This is a genomic window from Kibdelosporangium banguiense, from assembly GCF_017876405.1.
Lineage (GTDB): Bacteria > Actinomycetota > Actinomycetes > Mycobacteriales > Pseudonocardiaceae > Kibdelosporangium > Kibdelosporangium banguiense.
In genome coordinates, this window is record NZ_JAGINW010000001.1 from 3349868 (window position 1) to 3370269 (window position 20402).

The window sequence follows — 20402 nt, forward strand, 5'->3', positions numbered from 1 at the left end:
CCCACGACAAAATATGGTTGGTACGTGCCTGAACTGGTCGTGCTCACGGAGCAACTGCTGGCCCCTGTGCCGGGCGGCACCGGCCGCTACACACGTGAGCTTCTTCACGCCATGGTTCAGCACGCGCCCGCTGGGTGGACGGTCGTGGGCGTAACCGCACGCCACCGTAACCCTGGTGCGGCCATGGTCCCTGGTATCGACGGCCCTCGGATGCTGCCGTTGCCACGCCGCGGTTTGGCCGCCGCCTGGGAACGCGGGCTCAAGCTATGGCCAGGCGGCGACGCCGTGCACGCGCCAACACCGCTCGCACCTCCAGCACCGCGCCGGGGACGCAGCCTCGTCGTGACCGTGCATGACACGGTCCCGTTCACGTACCCCGAGACCCTCACGCGCCGAGGTGCGTCCTGGCATCAGGCCATGATCAGGCGCGCGACTCAGCGCGCGACGGCCATTGTCGTCCCGACAGCCGCGGTCGCCGCCGAGCTCAGCCAGTACGCGCCCGGTCCCGCGCGTGTTCACGTTGTCGGCCATGGCGTTCCTGCGGTTGTCACGCGGTTGCCGGACAGCGCTGACGAGATCGCCGACCGTCTACGGTTACCCGAGAACTACGTCCTCGCAGTCGGCACGGTCGAGCCGCGTAAGGGCCTTGACGTCTTGGTCGAAGCGATGGCCCGGCCGACCGCGCCGGACCTGCCACTGGTGATCGCCGGCCCACAGGGCTGGGGTGATGTTGATCTCGCCAGAGTGGCGGCCGAAGTCGGCCTGAGGCCCGGACGGCTGCACCTGCTCGGCCGGCTCGCCGACAGCGAGCTGGCGGTTGTGCTGAACCGCGCGACCGTGCTGGCCGCGCCCAGCATGGCCGAGGGATTCGGGCTGCCCCTGCTGGAGGCCATGGCCGTGGGGGTACCCGTCGTCCACTCCGACGCGCCCGCGCTCGTCGAGGTGGCTGGCGGCACGGGAGTGCTGGCCCGTCGTAACGATCCGGCAGCGTTGGCGAACGCCTTGCACAGCGTTGTGGCCTTCCCCGAGCACACAGCGACCCTCGTGGAGGCCGCGCGAGCTCGGGCAATGCGGTTCACCTGGGACCGAGCGGCCGAATCGCTGTGGAAACTGCACATCGAGCTGTCACACGCAGTACACGCCGGGCTGTTGTGACTTACCGGGTTTGGGCACTGTGTGTCAGTCCTTGGCCGTAGTCTGCTTGGGTGGTCAGTCCTGAACCCAGCGTGTTGATCGACGCCACCGCGGTCCCCGCGGACCGTGGTGGCGTCGGTCGCTACGTCGACTCGCTGGTGTCCGCTTTGGACGCCGATGGTGCCCGGATCGCGGTCGTCTGCCAGCAGCGGGACGCCGAGCTGTACAGCAGGCTCGCGCCGCGCTCGCGGATCGTGCCGACCAAGGAGTCGATCGAGACCCGGACAGCCCGGCTGGCCTGGGAGCAGACGACGTTGCCGGGTTTAGTGCGGCGGCTGGGCGTGGACGTGCTGCACTCGCCGCACTACACGACGCCGCTCGCCAGCCCCGCGGCCTCGGTGGTCACGCTGCACGACGCCACGTTCTTCACAGATGCCCTGCTGCATTCCTCGGTCAAGGCACGGTTCTTCCGTGGCTGGACCCGGGTCGCCCTCAACCGTGCCTCGCTGTGCATCGTTCCCAGCGACGCCACCGCGTCCGAGCTCGTCCGCGTCGCGCGTGCCCACCCTCGCTCGATGGTGGTCGTCCGGCACGGCGTCGACGTCGAACGCTTCCACCCGCCGACCCAGTCGGAGATCGACGCGGCACGAGCCGCGATCGGCCTCAGCAAGATGCCGTACGTGGCCTTCCTGGGCGCCCTGGAACCCCGCAAGAACGTGCCCGCGTTGATCCGTGGCTTCGCCAAGGCCGTCGCCGACCGCCCCGACCCGCCCGCTCTGGTCCTGGCCGGCCAGCCGGGCTGGGACGGCCAGGTCGAACGGGCCCTGGACGCCCTGCCGCACCGCCTGCGCGTGATCAGGGCCGGTTACCTCGCCTTCTCCCAGCTCGCCGGCTTCCTCGGCGGAGCCGAAGTGGTGGCGTATCCCAGCCTGGGCGAGGGCTTCGGCCTGCCGGTGCTGGAGGCCATGGCCTGCGGCGTCTGTGTGCTGACCACGAGCCGCCTGTCGTTGCCAGAGGTCGGCGGCGACGCCGTGGCCTACTGCGGCACAGGCGCGGGCGACATCGGTGCCGCACTGGCCGAACTGCTGGACGATCCGGCCCGCCGGGCTGTTCTCGCTTCGGCCGCCGAACGCCGGGCCAAGGAGTTCACCTGGTCCCAAAGCGCCGAGCGCCATCGCGCCGTCTACGCCCGAGCCCTGGCCATCCATCGAAGAGGTTGGGGTGTGTCTGATGGGTCTCGATCGCGATAGCCGGCCCGGCTCTCATCGACCGAGACCCATCAGACACACCCTATGAAGATCCAATGCGCGACGTGACAGAATCCAATGCCGTGACCGAACCGAGACGTTATGGCGACGAGCTGGCGGTCGTCACCGTCACCTACTCCCCGGGCGAGACGCTTGAGCGGTTCCTCGACACGCTGGCCGAGGCGACCGAACGCGAACCGCAGGTGGTGCTGGCCGACAACGGCTCGACCGACGGCGTGCCCGAGCGTGTCGCGGCCGAACGCCCGAACGTCCGGCTGCTGGTGACCGGGGAGAACCTGGGCTACGGCGCCGCGGCCAATCGCGGGGTGGCGGAGTTCGGCGACGAGTACGGCTGGGTGATCGTCGCGAATCCGGATATCGAGTGGGGCAAGGGCTCGATCGACGAGCTGCTCAAGGCGGCGTCACGGTGGCCGCGTGGTGGCTCGTTCGGACCGTTGATCCGTGAGACCAACGGCGAGGTGTACCCGTCGGCGCGGTTGCTGCCGTCGCTCGGCAAGGGCGTGGGGCACGCGGTGGTCGGCCGTGTGTGGCGTGACAACCCGTGGACCAAGGCGTACCGGCAGTCGGACACCGAGGTGCGTGAGCGTCCGGCCGGGTGGCTGTCCGGCTCGTGTTTGTTGTTGCGGCGTGAGGCTTTCGACTCGGTCGACGGGTTCGATCCGCGCTATTTCATGTACTTCGAGGACGTCGACCTGGGCGACCGGATCGGCAAGGCGGGCTGGCAGAACGTCTACGTGCCCTCGGCCGAGGTCGTGCACATCGGCGGGCACTCGACGTCCAAGGCGTCGGCGAAAATGCTTGAGGCGCACCACTTGAGCGCCTACCGCTACATGGCCGACCGCCACCAGGGCGCGGAGTGGAAGCCCTTGCTGGCCGCGATCAAGGCCGGCCTGAAACTCCGCCTCAAACTGGAGACCCGCAAGTGAGCGGTCGGCCACCGAACAGCTGTTAGGTGGTCTGGTAGGCGCGGATCACGGTTGTCGTGACGCCGTTGCCTTCAGTGTCGGTTGCCTTGGTGCGCAAGGAAACGTAACCGCCGGCAGGGTTGGTGACAGCTGCTTTCCCTGCTGTGATGGGTGCCTGCTGCCAGGTCGCGCCGTCGTCGACGGAGTATTCGAGCGACAGGCCGGAAACTGTGGCCGGGCCGTCCTGCCGGGTGACCGTCAACGGTATCTCGACCGGCCCGCCTGGCGACTTGTTGCCAAGATCCACCGGCGGCTCGGCACGGACTGTGAGCAACGGCAGCGCGACGTCGAACGGGCCCTGCCGGAACGGCGCGGAGAACGCCCACTCCGAAGTGACCTTTGTGGACAACGGCCACCACTGCTGGTCCCGGTTCGCCTCGGCCACCAGGCGGAACTCGCTGTCGTGCTGGCCGACCCAGAAGATCCCCTTACCCGGCGAGTTCTGTGTACCGATCAACTGGTCGCCGTTGTACAGACTTATTGTCCCGTCGGCTGTCCCGGTCTCGGTGTCCGGCGTGACGGTGTGGCCTGCCGCGTCGGTGTAGAACGGCACTTCGATCGGCATGAGGCCGTTGCGGCGGAACGCCCAAGGATGATCGACGCCCAGCTCACTGCTCGTCCGGCCGGTGAATCCGGGGCTGAGCACCGCGCGGTTCCATTCGACCTGGTAGGTGCCGCCTGCCGCCAGCGCCATTTCCTGGGTGCGCGAGGAGTCCCTCGCGGTGGACACTGCCAGCCGCCACTTGCCGGGGGTGAAGTACTCGATTCGCTGCGAGCCCGGTTTCGCCGGTGTGTAGAAGGAAAGGCCGACCGGGACTTCGAAGCCGATGTTGTTCGCACCGGTGATCGGCGGGGCGTCCGGATGCTGCCCGTAGAACCGCGCCGTCACCGCGGCCAGGTCGGCCGTACGTACCGAGTACGCGACATTCGCCGGAACTTGTCCCTTGGTCGGGAAAGTCAGTTCGTACTGCTTGTCCTCAGCGGCGAAAAGCCTGAAGGCGTCGTAGTACGTGAACAGCGGCGAGGACACCTTCGGGGTGAGTAGGCGTAGACCTCACTGGCCAGGGGAAACGTGCCGTGCGCCTTGGAGAGTTCGTTGACAGCCTGGGAAATCGGGTCGGTGCCGTCGGACTCGGCGCCGCCGAGACTGAGGTTGACCACCTTGGCCTTGGCTTCGGTAGCCGCCCAACGCATGCCTTCGATGATGTCGTCGGCCTGCCCGTATCCGGTGTCGTCCAGCACCTTGCCGACCGCGAGCCGCGCACCTGGCGCGACACCACGGAATTTCGCGTCCCCGCTCGCGATGGTGGACGCGACGTGCGTGCCGTGGCCGAACACGTCGTTGGTACCGCCGGTGCCGGTGAAGTCCTTGCCCAGAGCCACCTTTCCGGCCAGATCCGGGTGGGTGGCGTCGATCCCCGAGTCGAGCACCGCGACGGTCACCCCTTCGCCGGTGTGACCGGCCTGCCACGCGGCCGGTGCCCCGATCTGCGGGACACTGACGTCCAGGGACGCGGAAACCCTGGCGTTGAGCCAGACTTTCCGGCCGCCGGCCACGACGTCCCGCCACGAGCCCTTGCGGGCACTGACCGAAGCCAGGTTCAACTCGCCGAATCGCCGCTCGGCTCGCGCGGCGCCTTCGATGATCAGCGGCACCGAATCGGTGTGCGCGTCGTCGTAGCGCTGCCGGATCAGCCCGGTGACGTTGAACAGTCGCCGGTCGAGCTTGCCGGTCGCGACCTGCCCGGTGACGTCGCCCGGAATGACGTATTCGTCGCTGTTGCGAGTGAACTGCTCGAAGGGGACCGGCCGGTCACGTTTGGCCGGTTGGATGCCGATCTGCCCGCCGGCCGACGTGACGACGTCGCCGGTGATCAGAGTGACCCGCTGCCCCGTCGACGGCACTGCCGGTTGCCCGGCTGACGCGGTAGTGGAATTTGTCAGGATGAGAGTGCTGGCCACGACCCCCAGCACGCAGGCGAACGCCCGCTTATGCACATGGCGCCTTTCGGTAGCTGACTTGCCACCTGTAAGACGCTCGTGAAGGGGCCCTGCGTTGAAGCGCTAGAGCTTGCCGTCCAGTCGCTGCGACATCGTCGGGCGCGGGCTCGGCTGCTTCTTCACCGTCGGCACCATGCCCTCGGGCTGCTCCTGCTGCTGTTGCTCCTGCTCAGGAGGCGGTGCCTGGCGAGGCGGCGGCGCCTGGTGCTGATAGTGGTGCTGCTTCGGCGCGTTGGGATAAGGCTGAGGCCTGCGCGGCGACGGATGGCGCTGCGTCGGCTGGGGGTCGGACAGCGGATGCCCGACGGCCATGGTGGCCTCGGGATCAGCCTGGTGCTGGTTGTCCAGCGCGTCCACGACGACCCGAGGGATCTGCAGTGTGTTCACCGCGTCCATCGGGGAGATCGCGTCTTCCGGCGTCACCACGAAGGCGCCGCGCGCGCGGGCGCGGGCCAGAGCGGCATCGGCTCGCTCCCGGGGGTCCATGCTCCGGCCTCTCCCGCGTCGCCTCAAGCCGGCACTTCCACCGGCTGTTCCATTGCCACCAAGAGTATCCCTAGAGAGGGTTGGCGTCAGGGAAGAACTCAAATCAGTATGTTGATCTTAAATGTACTCGGTCCGTCCCGTGTCACGCAGGATCTCGGTCAGCCGTTTGATGTCCTGGGCGCGGTCGCGACGGCAGACGAGCACCGCGTCGGGCGTGTCGACCACGATCAAATCGCGCACACCCAGGGCAGCGACCAGCCGGCCGCTCGCGGGCACGGCCACGACACCCTCGCTGTCGACCGAGACGACCACGCCGCGACCAGGCGTGTTCACCACGCGGGTGCCGTCCACCTCGGTCGACAACAATTCGCCGAGCGTCTCGAAGTCGCCGATGTCACTCCAGCCGAAGTCACCCGGAACCGTCGAGACCAAGCCGTCGGCCGCGGCCGGCTCCATCACCGCGTATTCCACCGCGACCTTGGGGATGGTCGGCCACAGCTCGCCCAGTACCGCTGCGCGGTCGTCGGTGTCCCAGGCCCGCGCGATCTCGGTGACGGGGGCGTAGACCTCCGGACTGCGCTGCTGGAGCTCACGCAGGAACACGTCCGTCCGCCAGACGAACATGCTCGCGTTCCACAGGTACCGGCCGGAGCTGACGTACTCGGTCGCGACGTCGAGCGCAGGCTTCTCCTTGAACTCCAGCACCGGCTGCTGCACGCCCAGTTCAGCCGTGGCGCTGCACTGGAGATAGCCGTAGCCGGTCTCCGGGCGTGTCGGCGCGATGCCGATGGTCATCAGCTTGCCCTGGGCGGCGCCCACGGCCGCCTCCATGACCGTCTGTGAGAACGCGTCCACGTCGGCGATCAGATGGTCGGCCGCGAACGAGGCCATCACCGCGCCCGGGCTGCGCTGCTCGATCACGGCCGCGGCCAGCGCGATCGCCGCACACGAGTCTCTGGCCAGCGGCTCGACCAGGATGTTGCGCTCCGGTACCTCCGGTAGCTGACGCGCCACTGCGGCCGCGTGGGCCGTCCCGGTGACGACGTGAACGCGGTCGGCCGAGGCGAGCGGCACGAGCCGGTCGTAGGTCGCCTGCAGCAAAGAACGCTCGGTACCGGTCAGCGGGTGCAGGAACTTGGGGTCGGTGGCCCGGGAAAGCGGCCACAACCTGGTCCCACTGCCGCCCGCGGGCACAACCACATGGAGGTCCACCAGGTCACTTTAACGTCGCCGCGATACTCCGAATGCAGGCACCATAAACTCCCTCGCATGTCCGTCCGCGTGTGGCGGCCCGGGTTCGCCTTGGACCTGGGCGCCGTGCTGTCACCCCTTGGCCGGGGCGGCGGCGACCCCACATTCCGGCGTACCCCAGGCGGCGCGATCTTCCTCGCCGCGAACACCCCGGCCGGTCCCGGCACACTCGGCGTGACCCGCACAGGCGGGGACGTGCACGCCGAAGCGTGGGGCGAAGGCGCGGACTTCCTGCTCGAAGGCCTGCCGGACCTGCTGGGGGCATCGGACGACGACTCGGATTTCGTCTCCCACCACGACATCGTGGCCGAGGCCCGCCGCCGCATGCCTGGACTCCGGCTCGGCAGCAGCGGCCGCGTGTGGGACGTGCTCGTGCCCGCCGTGCTGGAGCAGAAAGTGACCGGCAAGGAGGCGTGGCGCTCGTGGCGTGAGCTGTGCCACCGATTCGGCACCGTCGCGCCCGGTCCAGCACGCTTGTACGTGCCGCCGGCGCCACGCGCGCTGATGTCCATCAACGACTGGGAATGGCACCGCGCAGGCGTGGATTCGGCCCGTCGCCGCGCCCTGATCGGCGCCGCCCAGGTCGCCACCCGCCTCGAACGAGCCGCGGAACTGAAAGGTGCCGAGGGCAGGGCCCTGTTACGCAAGATCCCCGGCATCGGAGTCTGGACCGCTGCCGAGATAGCCCAGCGAGCCTGGGGCGACCCGGACGCGGTCAGCTTCGGCGACTTCCACATAGCCGGAAACGTCGGCTACGCATTGACCGGCAAACCCGTCGACGACGAGGGCATGTTCGCCTTGCTGGCGCCCTACGCCCCACAACGCCAACGAGCCGTCCGCTACATAGAGGCAGCCGGAATCGTCAAGCCCCGGCGCGGGCCCCGTTTCTCGCCGCGCGACTATCGCGCGATCTAGCCGCGTCGATCATCGGCCTGAGTTCTTCGTTCGGCACGTCCGCGATCGCCCACCACCGCAGGTCATCCGACTCATCACTGATCTTCGGCCGCGAGCCGGGCGGCGCGTGCACCACGAACCGCACATCGAAATGTCGCGTCGGCACACCCAGCGAGCACGTGATCGGATGCACGTCAAGGTGAACAGGAAGAGGGTCGATCGTGAGCCCGTCGATGCCGGACTCCTCGGTCGCCTCCCGGAGTGCCGCCCCCGCAAGGGTTTCGTCCGCAGGCTCGCAATGCCCGCCAAGCTGCAACCACTTGCCCACCCGCGGATGCAACGTCAACAGAACCTGATCCCCGTCGAACACAACCGCCGACGCCGTCAAATGTCCCGCTGCGCAGGACCGTTCACACGAATCCTCCCGCGCCGCAAGGAAACCGAGATAGGCCTGCCGCAACGACTCCTGCGCGGTATCCCCAGGCCGCCATTCGGCAAGCACCTTCACCGCATCAGCATGTACGCCCACAGCCCGCACTGTATGTGATGGCTCAGTCCCGTTCGGCGTACGGTCGAATCACCTTGGTGAGTGTCGCCGGAAAGTCACCGACTGTGGTTGCATCGAGGGTCACCCCGGCTGACGACGGAGGCACCCGGTGTTCGAGTCCGCGCGTGATTCCCGGCCAGTTCCCGCTGCCGAGCAGGCAAAGACCGGTCCGCCCGGGATGACTGTGAACCGGTTGGTGCACCCGCAGGGACATCTCGGCAACGCCGCGATGGGCAGGCTGCTGGGGGTCGACCGGCTGCCGGTACAACGCGGCATCACGGTGCAGGACTTGAGCGGCGAGTACGAGGCCCATGGCCTCCGGATCGGGCGATGTCGGCATTTCGCACGAGGAACTGACCGCACTACTCATGGAAGTGAAACAGGCCCAAGACGATCCGCAGCGACTGCGAGTCTCCGACAGCGAGCGGCTCAGGACAGGAGCGACATCGACTTTGCCACCACTGCCGGACAACCTGCCGGACACGCAACACCCGCCCTGATGGAACCGCAGGCGCATGCCACTGGCCCACCGGCAACGATTCCACCGGAGTGGAAGTGGGGACCGTAGCGATCCCACCGGAATTCACGCGACGGAACCGGATCCACTCACTACCGTCAGGCAGCGTGACATTGGTGAAGAAGGGTTCCCGCTACATAGACATCGACGGCACCACCTACCGCTGGCGGCTGCGTGGCAAGCCGACCTACAGCCAAGGCAACTGCTGGAGTTCCATGACTTTCGCGGTCGAACGCGCCGAGGAACCAGGCATGACCCTCGTCGTGGACACCGGCCGCCCGCACACCGCCAACTGGAGCGGCGTTCCCACCGCGCCGGTCCTTCCGACGGAAGTGACGCGTGCCGTCCGCAAAGCATTGGCCGCAGGCTGGCAGCCGGGCCGGCGAGGCTCAGCCTTCCAACTGAATCTGTCTCAGCGTTCCACGAAGTAGTCGGGGAAGTCGGGCAGGGGGCGGGGGCTGAGGGGGCCGTCGGCCGGGTAGCCGATGGCGACTGAGCCGAGGGGTTCCCATTCCGGGCCGAGTTCCAGTACGTCCCGGACCACTTCGGGGCAGAAGATGGTGGAGGAGACCCAGCATGAGCCGACGCCCTCGGCTGCCAGGGCGACGAGCAGGCCTTGGACGGCGGCGCCGCTGGCGATGGTGAACATGGTGTCTTCGAAGCCGTTGCGGCGGGCGTCCGGGTAGGTGTGCTGGGAGCCTTCGCGGATCAGGAAGGGGATGATGATTTCTGTTGCACCGTAAAGGAGATCTCCGCGGCGGATGCGGCGCTGGATCTGCTGCTCGGGCATGCCGTGGGTGCGCAGGTCGTTGATCCAGGCGGCGCGCATCTCGTCGAGCAGGCGCTTGCGGCGGCCGCGGTCGGTGAGGTGGACGAAGCGGACTGGGTGCGTGTGGTGCGGGGCCGGGGCGGTCAAAGCTGCGTTGACTGCGCGGCGCAACATGGCTGGGTCTACGGGAGTGTCGTTGTACGCACGGATAGACCTGCGGACCAGGACTGCCTCACGGCGGCCCTGGGCGATGGCGAAGTCCGTACCCAGACGGAACTGGTCCTCAGCCACTGGACGGTTCAGGTCGCGGGCGGTCGAGCCGTTGTCCTCATAGGACAGTCCGCGGACGACCGCGATCGGGATGCCGCCGAGTTTTCCCTTGGCCAGGTCCGCTGCTGCGGCGATCTCGTCGGCGATGGCCACGAGCGTGACCTGCAGTTCGTTGCCCATGGGGTCGGTCTGGCCGGCGTAGTCCTGCAGCACAGGCAGACCGGCTGAGCCGATGGCCGCGTCGGTCTGCCCATTGCGCCAGGCCCGGCCCATTGTGTCCGTGATGACTACGGCCACTGTGACGCCGAGCAACTCGTGGAGGCGTGCGCGCAGGCTCGCTGCCGATCCGTCGGGATCGACTGGCAGGAGTGCGATCTCGTCGAGTGCGATGTTGGAGTTGTCCACGCCGGACGCGGCCTGCACGATCCCCAGTTTGCTGCGGGTGATCAGGGTCGGCCCGATCTGGGCGAGGATGTCCACGGCCTCCGCGCGGGCCAGTTCCCGGCGCTGGGCGTCCCGGCCGGCCGCGTCCACCGGTACCAGCCGGCCTTCCACTTTGGACACGATCTTGCTGGTCACGGCCAGCACGTCGCCGTCCTGCAGCCACGGCGCCGCGGCGGCCACGGCGGCGGCCAGGTCGTCACCCGGCCGGAACTCGGGCATGCCCTCGACCGGCAGGATCTCGATCATGCTTCCAGCCCGGCCATCTCCAGCGCGGCACGCGCCATCTCGGCGGTCGCGTCAACGTCCGACATGAGCAACGGCACGGCCCGCACGGCCACACCAGGCACGTCCGCCGCCTCGCCGGTATGTACGAGCCAAGCGTCGAGGACGCCGTCGTCGGAACACTTACGCGAGCCGTAGTACTGGCCGACGGCCTGTGACGTGGTCTCCACGCCGATCGCGGTCAGGCACGCGTCCGCCATACCGCGCAAAGGTTTGCCACCGATGATCGGTGAGATGCCGACGATACTGGCGTCGGTCTTACGCATCGCGTCACGCAACCCGGGCACGGCCAGGACTGTGCCGACGCTCACGACAGGGTTGGACGGCGCGAACATGACGACGTCGGCCTCGCTGATCGCGTCGATCACGCCTGGTCCTGGCTGGGCCTCGTCCGCGCCGACGGGCACGATGGAGTGCGCGGGCAGCTCGGCCCGATACCGGACCCACCACTCCTGGAAGTGGATGGCCTTGCGCTCGCCTTCAGGCGTGTCCACGACGACGTGCGTCTCCACGCGGTCGTCCGACATCGGCAACAGCCGTACGCCTGGCTGCCAGCGGTCGCACAGCGCCTCGGTCACAGCCGAGAGCGGGTAACCGGCGCGGAGCATGCGGGTGCGTACGAGGTGCGTCGCGATGTCCTTGTCGCCGAGCCCGAACCAGTCCGGGTCGGCGCCATAGGCCGCGAGCTGCTCCTTGACCACCCAGGTCTCGCCGCGCTGTCCCCAGCCACGGTCGGTGTCTATCCCGCCGCCCAGCGTGTACATGCACGTGTCCAGGTCCGGGCAGATCCGCAGGCCGTGCATCCACACGTCGTCACCGGTGTTGACCACCGCGGTGATCTCGTGCGGCGACTCGCCCGGTCCCACCGGCGGCAGTCCCAGCAGGGCCTTCACTCCCAGGAGGAATCGGGCACCGCCGACTCCTCCGACAACCACGACGACCTTCACGATCCGATCCTTGCACGACTCGTTCGACCTTTGCCGAACGCCCTGGCCGGGGCCGTGGGAACCTCGCGCCGGTATTTGGCGTCCAAGCCCGCGACCGGGCAGGGAAGGTGGTGCTCACGTGGTGAGCTTGCCGTGGGGTATAGGTGCCGAGTTCGCCTTGGGCGCTGTACTGCTGCTTTGGCTGCGCAGGCCGGAGGCAGTGGGCCGAGCGGCCATCTTCGGTCCTCGTGGCGCACTGGTGGTGCTGGCGGCCGCGATGTCTTTCACGGCCATCGCTGTCGTCATCCTGCTGTTCTCGCCGGCCCGGTCGGAAACGCTGTTCTGGCTCGTCGCGTTCCCACTCGGGCTTCTCGTCGCCTGCGTTCTGACCATGGTGTTCGCGAGCTTCTTTGCCGCTCGCACCGGATCCGACGTGGTCGCGGCTGTTCTCCTCATCGCCGCCGTCGTGGGGATGAGCGTGGTCGACTGGCAGATTTTCCGGTTGCAATAGACAGGTATGGGCGAATGGACGACCTGATCAAAGAGCTTCAGCAGCTTCAGCAGTACGCGGCCGGCCTGCAGGGCCTGATCGCGAATGCCGAGGCCAACGCACCCGCCCGTGCCGAGGGCACCGACAGCACCGGGGCGGTGCATGTCGTGCTCGGTCCGAATGGCGTGCCGAAGTCCTTTCGGGTCGAGGGGGACTGGGAACGGAAACTCAAGCCGGAGGCATTCGGCGACGCTGTTGTCGGCGCGTTCCAGGCGGCCATGGACGAACGGCTGAAGGCCTGGTCAGCCACTCTGAGCAAGGACGACTGGCAGTCCAAGGTGGACAACCTGGACCGCCGTCCTGAGGTGCCGGTGATGTTCCAGGGACCCAAGTTCTCCGGCAAACCCCGGAGTCTCGACGCGCTCGCCGAAGAGATGATCAAAGCGTTCGACGACGCCGAGAAGGTTCCCGACCTGCCCGAACCGAACAACGCGGTGGGTACGGCAGGTGGCGGGAAACTCGTGCTGACGTTGTCGAAATCTGCAGTTGTGTCCTGTGTGGCTGATTCGCGCTGGGTTTCCGCGCAGACTGCCACCCGGCTGACCAACGCGCTGTCGGAAGCCCTGGCGATGGCCACGCGGGAACTGGAAAAATTGTCACCTGCCCAGGAACCGGCCAATCCGCTGGACCGTCTGATCGGCGAAACCTTCGCTCTGCTCAGCGATCCGCAGCGGCTCGCCGATTCCTGAAGGGACACTCGAAGTGCCACCTGCCAAAGAACAAGTGACCGTTGCCACCAACGCACTGCGCTCGGACGCGGGCGTCTGGGACGCACAGAGCGCCGAGCTGGCCAAGATCGGTCCTGAAGTCCAGGACCTGCGGCTGAGCCGGATCGAGGCTGGTGTCTTCCAGCTCATGGTCGGCCCGTACGACACCTTGGCCGACCAGTTGACCGACCGGTGCACCGAGGGCACCGGCCGCCTCGCCGAAGTGGGCAAGACGCTGCGTACGGTCGCGGACACCTACGACGCCGAGGAAGCCAAGAACGAGCACGCACTGCGGAACCTCTACTGAGGAAGGCGAACAGTCATGGGCTTCAGTGAGGCGCAGTTCAACGCCGTCGTGGACAAGATCAACAGTGGTATGCGGACGATGTCGCAGAAGACCGACGCGGTCATGCCCGCCGCGAGCGCGGCGATGGACCACTGGTACATCCCGGGGTTCGTCAAGGACGCGGTGATGGCGTTGTGCCGCAAGCTGGTCGACATCGCCAAGTCGATCTGGAACAAGATCGTCGAGATCCTCAAGGGCGTCGCCGCGCCGGTGATGTTCTTCAAATACGGCTGGGACTGGATGGACGTGCGTGGTACCGCCACCACGGTCGCCGGCCAGCTGAAGCCGGAACTGCTGCAGACCGACGCGCACTGGAAGGGCGTCGCCGCCGACCGCTACAAGGCCGTCACGGGCTCACAGTCCGCCGCGTCGGAGAAGGTCGGCACTGTCGCGGAGAAAACCGCTATCTCACTGGGTATCTGTGCTGTCGCGGGTTGCGCGTTCTATGTGGCGATCGGCATCATCGTCGCGAAGTTCATCGCGGTACTGGTCGCGTCCATCGCGGCGGTCGGCACGATTGTGTTGTCGTGGGCCGGTTTGGCGATGGTGGTCGCCGACGCGGGCATCAGCAGCGGCCTGATCATCGCTGCGGTCACCACGCTCGGCGCCGTGCTCACCGCGCAGGCGGCGCAGATGGTCACGCTGCACGGTGAGGCCACTGACAACAGCAAGTTCCCTGGTGGCAAGTGGCCGGACCCGACCACCGGCACTTTCAACGACGCCACCGTCACCGACGGGGACGCCGACTGGTCGTTCAAGAACTGAGGCCATGGCTCCGGGACGAGGGGCCCCGGAGCCATCCTCAGCCTCAGTACTGCGTTGTCGGCAGGGCGATGATCTGGCGCAGGTTCACGCGGGCCGGGCGGCTGACGGTGTAGGCGACCACGTCGGCCAGTTCTTCGGCGGCGAGGATGCCCGCACTGGCGATCCACTCGTCGAGGAACGCGCCGGACTCACCGGTGATGTCGTCGCGCAGTTCGCTTTCCACCAGGCCTGGCTCGATGTTCGTGACACGGACGCCCTTCGGGCCCAGTTCCGCGCGCAGTGAGTTGGACACAAAGGTCACGGCTGCTTTGGACGCTCCGTAAACCGTGTACTCCGGGAATGTCAGGTGGGCCGCGATCGACGAGATGTTGACCAGGTCGGCGTGTCCGTCCGCGGTCAGATCCGGTGTGAACGCCCGCAGCACCCGCAGCAGGCCTGTCACGTTGGTGTCGAGCATCTTCTGCCAGTCGGCGAACGGTGCGTTGCCGATGTCCCCGGGGATCATCACGCCCGCGTTGTTCACGACCAGGTCCACGCGGCCGAAAGCGGCGTTCACAGCGGTCACGGCGGCGTCCACCGACGCGTCCGACGTGATGTCGGTCGCTACGGCAAGCGCTTGCCCGCCGTCGGCACGGATCTTGTCAGCGAGTTCTTGGATCCGGTCGGCGCGGCGAGCCAGCAACGCGACCTTCGCGCCGTTGGCGGCGAACGCCTTGGCGATCGCGGCGCCGATTCCGCTGGCCGCACCGGTGACGACGGCAGTCCGTCCTGCCAGGTTCTCGTATTGGCTCATGTCACCACCGTGCCCCCGCTGCGAGCAGGCGACGAGGCCCCGGTTCACCTGGTTTCCCGGTGACTGGTTCTGCCAGGACCACCCTTGGCCCTCGACGCCCGTTGCACACTGGAAGCCATGAGCAACGAGCTGGGCGAGTTCCTGAGGTCGCGGCGGGCCCGGATCGCGCCGGAGGAGGTCGGGCTGCCGCGTGGTGAACGGCGCCGGGTTCCTGGCCTCAGACGCGACGAACTTGCCCGGCTCGCGGGCGTGAGTGTGGAGTACTACACCCGGCTTGAACAGGGACGAAGCCCCAATGTGTCGGATTCCGTACTGGACTCCATCGGCAACGCCTTGTCCCTGAACGAGACTGAACGCGAACACTTGCGTACTCTGGTGCGCCCCACGCGGCGCGCGCGCCCGTCGCCGCGCGGGGCCCAAGTCCGCGGGTCGGTCCAGATGGTGCTCGATCAGATGGACCGGCTGCCCGCGTTCGTGCTGGGGCTGCGACTGGACGTGCTGGCCTGGAACCGCCTTGGCGACGCGGTGTACGGCTTCAGCGCCCTTGAGCGGCCGAACATGGCACGCATGCTGTTCCTGGACCCGAAAGCCCAGGAGATGTACCCGGAATGGGTCTATGCGGCCGAGGACACTGTCGGCCTTCTCAGATGGACGGCCACCCGCAACGGCAACGATCCGCAGCTGGCCGCGTTGATCGGCGAGCTGTCCATCCACAGCGCGGAGTTCCGCCGGCTGTGGGCGCAGCACGACGTCAAGGAGAAGACCTTCGGGCGCAAACTGATCAACCACCCGCTGGTCGGCGAGCTCGACCTGACCTTCGAGAGCTTTTCGCTGCCGGCCGGCGAGCCGGACACCATGCTGATCACCTATGTGGCAGTGCCGGGCTCGCCGAGCGCGGACAAACTCGCGATGCTGGGCAGCTGGTCAGTACCAGAACATGAAGTTGTCCCGGCCCCAGGCGGCCACGAAACTCTCGCCGCCGATCACTCTGAAGAGTGAGTAGCCGATCTCGAAGAACACCTGTCCGGCACCGGGAATGCCGATCAGCACCGCGAAGAGGATGAAGGGCGCCCACGGCCGGGCCTTCGCGCCGAACGAACGTGCCTGGTAGGACAGGTACGGCTCGATCGCGCCCCAGCCGTCGAGGCCGGGCACCGGCAGGATGTTGAGCAGGAACGCCAGGATCTGCAGCAAGGCCAAAAAGGACAGTGCGGCCGGCAGCGGGTCGGGCGTGGGGGTGAAGTCGGCCGGGTCGAAGAAGAACACGACCGACAGGGTCAGCAGGACACCGAGAAAGAGGTTGCTCAGCGGTCCGGCCAGCGACACCATCGACTTCACGCGCTTGGTGCGCAACGCGTGGTGGTTGATCCAGACCGCGCCGCCGGGCAGCGGAATACCGCCGATCAGCAGGAAAATCACCGGTAGCACGATGCTCAGCACCGGGTCGGTGTATCTGCGGATGTCGAGTGTGAGATATCCCTTGAGCCGCACTTCGTGGTCGCCGCCGCGATACGCCAGGTATGCGTGGCCGAACTCATGCAGGCAGAGCGATACCGCCCAGCCGCCGAGAACCAGGAGCAGAGTGCCTGCTGTGGTGGCGATCTCACCTTCGACGAGCGCGAGCAGCACACCACCCGCGATCGTGGCCGCCAGCAAGCCCAGAAACAGGGGACTGGGACGTACATCTTGTCTCCGCACACCACCAGTGTGGCAACAGGTAGTGGTCGGGGTTGATCCACCTCCTGTCCGGACGCTGTCGGTTCTCATCACCCGATCGGGCAAAGAACCGGACTTTCCTCGGGAAATACCGTCACCCACGTGGGTACTTCGCTTGACCGGCCGGGACTACACGGGTGTAATCACAGAGATGTCATTCGCCGAATGGGAGGGCGGGTGGCGTCCGCCAACCGGGGAGTGGAAGGCGGGGAGGTGGACGGACATGATTGCTGACGAAGGGGACCGAGTCGTGGAGTGGGGGGACGCGCCGACTGAGGATCTGGGCGTCCTGGTACATCTCTTCGACACGGCAGACGACGAACAGGAGTGGCAGGAACGCGCGCTTTGCGCACAGACCGATCCGGAGGCGTTCTTCCCGGAGAAGGGCGGCTCCACCAGAGAGGCCAAGCGGATCTGCCAGGGCTGCGAGGTGCGTTCGGAATGCCTCGAATACGCCCTCGGGCACGACGAGCGCTTCGGCATCTGGGGCGGTCTGTCGGAACGTGAACGCCGCAAGCTGAAGAAACGCGCGATCTAGCACGGGGTATCGCGGGGCCGTACGGTATCTACTCGCGAGTAGATATCTACGGAGGTAGCAGGTGTACCCACAGGTCAGGACTGTGCCCGTGCTCGCGGTCCTGGTCTGTCACGACGGTGAGCAATGGCTGCGGCTCGCGCTTTCGGCGCTGCGCCGCAGCACACCCAGGCCAAGGCACGTGATCGCGGTCGACACGGGCTCGACCGACGGCACACCGAAACTGCTGGCCACCAGCGATGACGTGCTCGACGGCGTACTCACGCTCGATCGCTCCACGGGGTTCGGTGCCGCTGTCAAGGCGGCGTTCGAGCACGCCGTGGAGCGGTGGGGCGATCCCGGCGGCTGGATCTGGCTGCTGCACGACGACTGTGCACCCGAGCCGGACTGCCTGGCCGCGCTGATGACCGCGGCCGAGTTGTCCCAGTCCGCGGGAGTGCTCGGACCGGTGGCGCTGGACTGGTCGGATCCCCGGCTGGTCGTTGAGGCCGGATTGTCCACCGACGCGTCCGGTCACCGGCAGACCGGAATCGGTTCCGGCGATTTGGTGAGAATTTCCCAAAGCAGTGAGGTTCTTGCCGTCCCGTCGGCGGGGCTGCTGGTCCGCCGTGATCTCTGGGAAGAACTCGGCGGCTTCGATCCGGCGCTGCCGCTGGTGTTCGATGACATCGATTTCGGCTGGCGGGCCAATCGATCCGGCGCGGTCGCTTTGTGCGTGCCCGCGGCGCGGATTCGACACGCCCGGGCCATGACACGCGGTGTGCGAACCGCTTCGGCCGATGCGCAATCCCGCGCGCACGGTATCCGGACGTTCCTGGTGAACTGCGCTTTCTTGTCGTTTGTGACAGGCGTGCCGCGACTGGCGGTGCTCTGTCTGTTGCGTGGACTGGGCTTTACGCTTTTGCGCCGGATTTCCCGGGCGCGGGCGGAATTCGTGGCGCTGGGCCGGCTGCTCGGCGGCCGGATGAAACTGCTGCGCGGCCGCCGTGACCGGCGAAAACTCGGCGGAAGTGTCGGCGGGTTGTTCACCAGCAGATTTACCAGGCTGCGCAACATGATTCGTGCCGGTGTCACACAACTGGTCCGGCGCCGCGTGGAAGCCGATGTCGCGCTTGGACAAGCGCCCGAAAAAGTGTGGGTGCCGCCCGAGGAACTGCCGCGCCCGGTCGGGCCGGACGCGTTGCCCGCGGGCGCGTTGGGACGCAAGGGGCAGCGCCTGGCCGCGGGACTGCGCCGGCCGGCGAGTGCGGTCGTCGTCCCTGTTCTGCCACCTCTGAGAGCAAGAAAGCCCAGTCCACGGCCGCGTCCGTCGCCTGTGCCACGAGACGGCAGCGCAGTCCCGGAAGTCATGCTGGTCGAAGTGGACCGTGGCCGGGTCCTCAAACAGATCCTGCTGGCACCGCCTTTGCTGCTGGTGCTGGGATTGCTCGTGGTCGGCCTCGCGGTCAACCGGCACCGGCTGAGCCTCGATCTGGTCGGCGGACGACTGCTGCCGATGCCGGACATCTGGCCGGAGTACCTGGCGGCCTGGCACGCAGTGGACGGTGGCACGGCGTCACCGGCGCCGACAGCCCTTGCGGTACTGGGGATTCTGGGCGGCCAGGCCGGGTTGTTGCTGCTCGCGGACATGCCGTTGGCGGGCCTGGGCGCGTATCTTGCAACGCGGCGGCTGCCTGTGCGGCGTGGCGTCCGGGCCGTCATCGCCGGTGTTTACGCACTTCTGCCGCCTGCGACAGCCGCCGTCGCACAAGGACGGCTGGACGCTGTCGTGGTGCACATCCTGTTGCCGCCTGTGCTTGCCGGGGTTGTGTCGGTGCTGGTACGCGGCTCGCGGTCGTGGCTGTCGCTGGCGGCGGGATCTTCGCTCGGACTGGCCGTGATCGGCGCGTTCTCACCACTGACGCATCTGTTGATACTGGTGTGCGCGCTGGGCGGGTTCGTGCTTGCCGGTGGCCAACGCGGCGACGGGCCTCGCCGTGGGGCCGCGTTGTTCGCGATTGTGTTGCTGCCATTGGCTTTGCTGCTGCCGTGGCCCGCTGTGCTGATCCAGCATCCGGGTGCTCTGCTGCACGGTGTCGGCGCCTGGGTTCCTGAGCAGACAGGTCTGGGGCCGGGTGCGTTGCCGGTCCTGGGCTTGGTGGTCGCGGTCGTCGCGGTAGCGGGACTGGTGTTCCGGCCAGGCCGGGGTTCGTTGCCAGGCTTGGGTTTGCTCGTTCTGGGCCTGGGTGCGGTCGCGGTCGTGCGACTGCTGGCCGCGGCTCCGGTCGGCGCAGGCGCGCCGCAGCACGGCTGGCTGGGCACGCCGTTGATCATCGTTGGCTGGGGTCTGTTGTGGGCGTTGGCGGGTTCGGACCTCAGGCCACGCCCGGCGATGACTGTTGGTGCTGTTGGGCTCGCAGTGCTTGTCGCCGGGGCTTTCATCGCTGGTCGGGACGGGCCGTTGACTGCGGGCGAAGGCGTGCAGCTGGCTTCGTCGCCTGGTCACGAGCTCGCGGACACCGGTCGCGGTGTGCTGGTGATGTCGCACGGCAATGAACCGGTTCGCCTGGCCGCGGGCCGGATGCCCGCGTTCGGCGACGACGACCTGGTTGCGGTGGCTTCGGCGGAAAGCCGGATTCGCCGGTGGGACAACGACTTGCGCTCGCCGACGCCGGAAATCGCCAAGCCGGCGGTCGCTTCCGCCGCGGCGGCCGGGGTGCTGTTCGTGGTCATGCCTGATCAGGCGACCAGCGACCGGCTACGGACGACCGCGGGCGATCTCGTCTCACCTGCTGGGTCCACTTCGGACGGAAGGCCGACGCTCCGGCTGCAACCCGCTGCGGGCCTGGCCGTGCTGCTCGCGCCTGAACTGGCCAAACAGGCCGTCACCGGAGGCACACCGCCGACCGCCCTGGGCGCAGGCGGCATCGTGCCGGTCGACGCCCGGCCGCCGGATGTCGCCGTACGGGTGTCCGACGGTTCCGAAGGCCGGTTGCTGGTCATCGGCGCGGCCGAGGAGCCGGGATGGCGTGCCGAGGTCAACGGTCGTCAGGTCCCGGTCGTGCGGGCGTGGGGCAATCTCGTCGGCGTGGCCGTGCCCGCGCGGTCGGCTGACGTCCGGATCGAGTACAGCTCGACGCTGCGCGCGTTCCTGCTCCTGCTGCAAGGCGCGGCCCTGCTGTTCACACTCCTGACCGCCATCCCCGCCCGCCGCCGCTAGTTGTTTTGCCCCCAATGCCACATTGGGGACATCTGAC

The 20402-nt window shown here is 67.6% G+C and carries 22 protein-coding genes; 12 read left to right on the forward strand and 10 right to left on the reverse strand.

Annotated features, from left to right (window positions below; genetic code table 11):
• The first annotated feature begins 24 nt into the window (after positions 1-24).
• The 3 genes from JOF56_RS15990 to JOF56_RS16000 all read left to right on the forward strand — a co-directional run bounded on the left by JOF56_RS15990 (position 25) and on the right by JOF56_RS16000 (position 3328).
• Positions 25-1155: a glycosyltransferase family 4 protein gene (locus JOF56_RS15990; RefSeq protein ID WP_209638560.1), complete on the forward strand. Its 1131-nt coding sequence runs from the start codon at positions 25-27 to the stop codon at positions 1153-1155.
• Between the two features lie 71 nt (positions 1156-1226).
• Positions 1227-2384: a glycosyltransferase family 4 protein gene (locus JOF56_RS15995; RefSeq protein ID WP_209648283.1), complete on the forward strand. Its 1158-nt coding sequence runs from the start codon at positions 1227-1229 to the stop codon at positions 2382-2384.
• A 53-nt stretch (positions 2385-2437) separates the two neighbouring features.
• Positions 2438-3328 (forward strand): glycosyltransferase family 2 protein, encoded by an 891-nt coding sequence (locus JOF56_RS16000; protein ID WP_209638562.1) that lies wholly within the window; start codon positions 2438-2440, stop codon positions 3326-3328.
• A gap of 22 nt (positions 3329-3350) precedes the next feature.
• On the opposite strand, the gene JOF56_RS16005 is transcribed toward JOF56_RS16000, so the two are convergent.
• The 4 genes from JOF56_RS16005 to JOF56_RS16020 all read right to left on the reverse strand — a co-directional run bounded on the left by JOF56_RS16005 (position 3351) and on the right by JOF56_RS16020 (position 7066).
• The gene (locus JOF56_RS16005; protein WP_209638564.1) at positions 3351-4397 is read right to left on the reverse strand and encodes a hypothetical protein; all 1047 of its coding nucleotides are present in this window, start codon (positions 4395-4397) and stop codon (positions 3351-3353) included.
• Positions 4325-5329 carry a S8 family serine peptidase gene (locus JOF56_RS60110; RefSeq protein WP_209638567.1) on the reverse strand — a complete coding sequence of 335 codons (1005 nt, stop codon included), beginning with the start codon at positions 5327-5329 and terminating at the stop codon, positions 4325-4327. The genes JOF56_RS16005 and JOF56_RS60110 overlap by 73 nt, the downstream gene beginning before the upstream one ends.
• 102 nt (positions 5330-5431) lie before the next feature.
• Positions 5432-5854: a hypothetical protein gene (locus tag JOF56_RS16015; RefSeq protein ID WP_209638569.1), complete on the reverse strand. Its 423-nt coding sequence runs from the start codon at positions 5852-5854 to the stop codon at positions 5432-5434.
• A 117-nt stretch (positions 5855-5971) separates the two neighbouring features.
• Positions 5972-7066 carry a mannose-1-phosphate guanylyltransferase gene (locus tag JOF56_RS16020; protein WP_307855123.1) on the reverse strand — a complete coding sequence of 365 codons (1095 nt, stop codon included), beginning with the start codon at positions 7064-7066 and terminating at the stop codon, positions 5972-5974.
• 57 nt (positions 7067-7123) lie between these two features.
• Here JOF56_RS16020 and JOF56_RS16025 point away from each other — a divergent pair, with 57 nt between their 5' ends.
• A complete protein-coding gene (locus JOF56_RS16025) occupies positions 7124-8020 on the forward strand; it encodes a DNA-3-methyladenine glycosylase family protein (protein WP_209638571.1) in 897 nt (298 codons plus the stop codon).
• On the opposite strand, the gene JOF56_RS16030 is transcribed toward JOF56_RS16025, so the two are convergent.
• Together JOF56_RS16030 and JOF56_RS16035 are read right to left on the reverse strand one after the other, a co-directional pair.
• A complete protein-coding gene (locus tag JOF56_RS16030) occupies positions 7968-8528 on the reverse strand; it encodes an NUDIX hydrolase (RefSeq protein ID WP_209638572.1) in 561 nt (186 codons plus the stop codon). The genes JOF56_RS16025 and JOF56_RS16030 overlap by 53 nt on opposite strands.
• A gap of 22 nt (positions 8529-8550) precedes the next feature.
• Entirely contained in the window at positions 8551-8886 is a 336-nt protein-coding gene (locus JOF56_RS16035; RefSeq protein ID WP_209638574.1) for a hypothetical protein, read from the reverse strand.
• 284 nt (positions 8887-9170) lie between these two features.
• Between JOF56_RS16035 and JOF56_RS16040 the strand changes: the two genes are divergently transcribed.
• Positions 9171-9494 (forward strand): hypothetical protein, encoded by a 324-nt coding sequence (locus tag JOF56_RS16040; protein WP_209638577.1) that lies wholly within the window; start codon positions 9171-9173, stop codon positions 9492-9494.
• Here JOF56_RS16040 and JOF56_RS16045 read toward each other — a convergent pair.
• Both JOF56_RS16045 and cofD read right to left on the reverse strand, forming a co-directional pair.
• Positions 9476-10792, reverse strand: coding sequence for a coenzyme F420-0:L-glutamate ligase (locus tag JOF56_RS16045; protein ID WP_209638579.1), 1317 nt, complete (start codon positions 10790-10792; stop codon positions 9476-9478). The two genes, JOF56_RS16040 and JOF56_RS16045, sit on opposite strands and share 19 nt — an antisense overlap.
• Positions 10789-11775 carry a 2-phospho-L-lactate transferase gene (gene cofD, locus JOF56_RS16050; protein WP_209638581.1) on the reverse strand — a complete coding sequence of 329 codons (987 nt, stop codon included), beginning with the start codon at positions 11773-11775 and terminating at the stop codon, positions 10789-10791. The genes JOF56_RS16045 and cofD overlap by 4 nt, the downstream gene beginning before the upstream one ends.
• Before the next feature lie 118 nt (positions 11776-11893).
• Here cofD and JOF56_RS16055 point away from each other — a divergent pair, with 118 nt between their 5' ends.
• Genes JOF56_RS16055 through JOF56_RS16070 form a run of 4 tightly spaced genes read left to right on the forward strand, consistent with a single transcriptional unit; the run spans position 11894 to position 14122 of the window.
• Positions 11894-12265, forward strand: a complete 372-nt coding sequence (locus JOF56_RS16055) for a hypothetical protein (protein ID WP_209638583.1) — start codon at positions 11894-11896, stop codon at positions 12263-12265.
• Between the two features lie 14 nt (positions 12266-12279).
• On the forward strand, positions 12280-12993 hold the full coding sequence (locus JOF56_RS16060) for a YbaB/EbfC family nucleoid-associated protein (RefSeq protein WP_209638585.1): 714 nt from the start codon (positions 12280-12282) through the stop codon (positions 12991-12993).
• Positions 12994-13027: 34 nt separating this feature from the next.
• Positions 13028-13318 carry a hypothetical protein gene (locus tag JOF56_RS16065; RefSeq protein WP_209638587.1) on the forward strand — a complete coding sequence of 97 codons (291 nt, stop codon included), beginning with the start codon at positions 13028-13030 and terminating at the stop codon, positions 13316-13318.
• Between the two features lie 15 nt (positions 13319-13333).
• Entirely contained in the window at positions 13334-14122 is a 789-nt protein-coding gene (locus JOF56_RS16070) for a hypothetical protein (protein ID WP_209638589.1), read from the forward strand.
• 43 nt (positions 14123-14165) lie between these two features.
• Here JOF56_RS16070 and JOF56_RS16075 read toward each other — a convergent pair whose 3' ends face one another.
• Positions 14166-14915 carry an SDR family oxidoreductase gene (locus JOF56_RS16075; RefSeq protein WP_209638592.1) on the reverse strand — a complete coding sequence of 250 codons (750 nt, stop codon included), beginning with the start codon at positions 14913-14915 and terminating at the stop codon, positions 14166-14168.
• 117 nt (positions 14916-15032) lie between these two features.
• On the opposite strand from JOF56_RS16075, the gene JOF56_RS16080 reads away from it, so the two are divergent.
• Positions 15033-15914, forward strand: coding sequence for a helix-turn-helix transcriptional regulator (locus tag JOF56_RS16080; protein WP_209638594.1), 882 nt, complete (start codon positions 15033-15035; stop codon positions 15912-15914).
• On the opposite strand, the gene JOF56_RS16085 is transcribed toward JOF56_RS16080, so the two are convergent.
• Positions 15840-16613, reverse strand: a complete 774-nt coding sequence (locus JOF56_RS16085) for a site-2 protease family protein (RefSeq protein WP_209638596.1) — start codon at positions 16611-16613, stop codon at positions 15840-15842. The genes JOF56_RS16080 and JOF56_RS16085 overlap by 75 nt on opposite strands.
• Before the next feature lie 241 nt (positions 16614-16854).
• Here JOF56_RS16085 and JOF56_RS16090 point away from each other — a divergent pair, with 241 nt between their 5' ends.
• Together JOF56_RS16090 and JOF56_RS16095 are read left to right on the forward strand one after the other, a co-directional pair.
• A complete protein-coding gene (locus JOF56_RS16090) occupies positions 16855-17169 on the forward strand; it encodes a WhiB family transcriptional regulator (RefSeq protein WP_209638599.1) in 315 nt (104 codons plus the stop codon).
• Positions 17170-17230: 61 nt separating this feature from the next.
• Positions 17231-20365 (forward strand): glycosyltransferase family 2 protein, encoded by a 3135-nt coding sequence (locus JOF56_RS16095; RefSeq protein ID WP_307855124.1) that lies wholly within the window; start codon positions 17231-17233, stop codon positions 20363-20365.
• Positions 20366-20402: the final 37 nt, after the last annotated feature.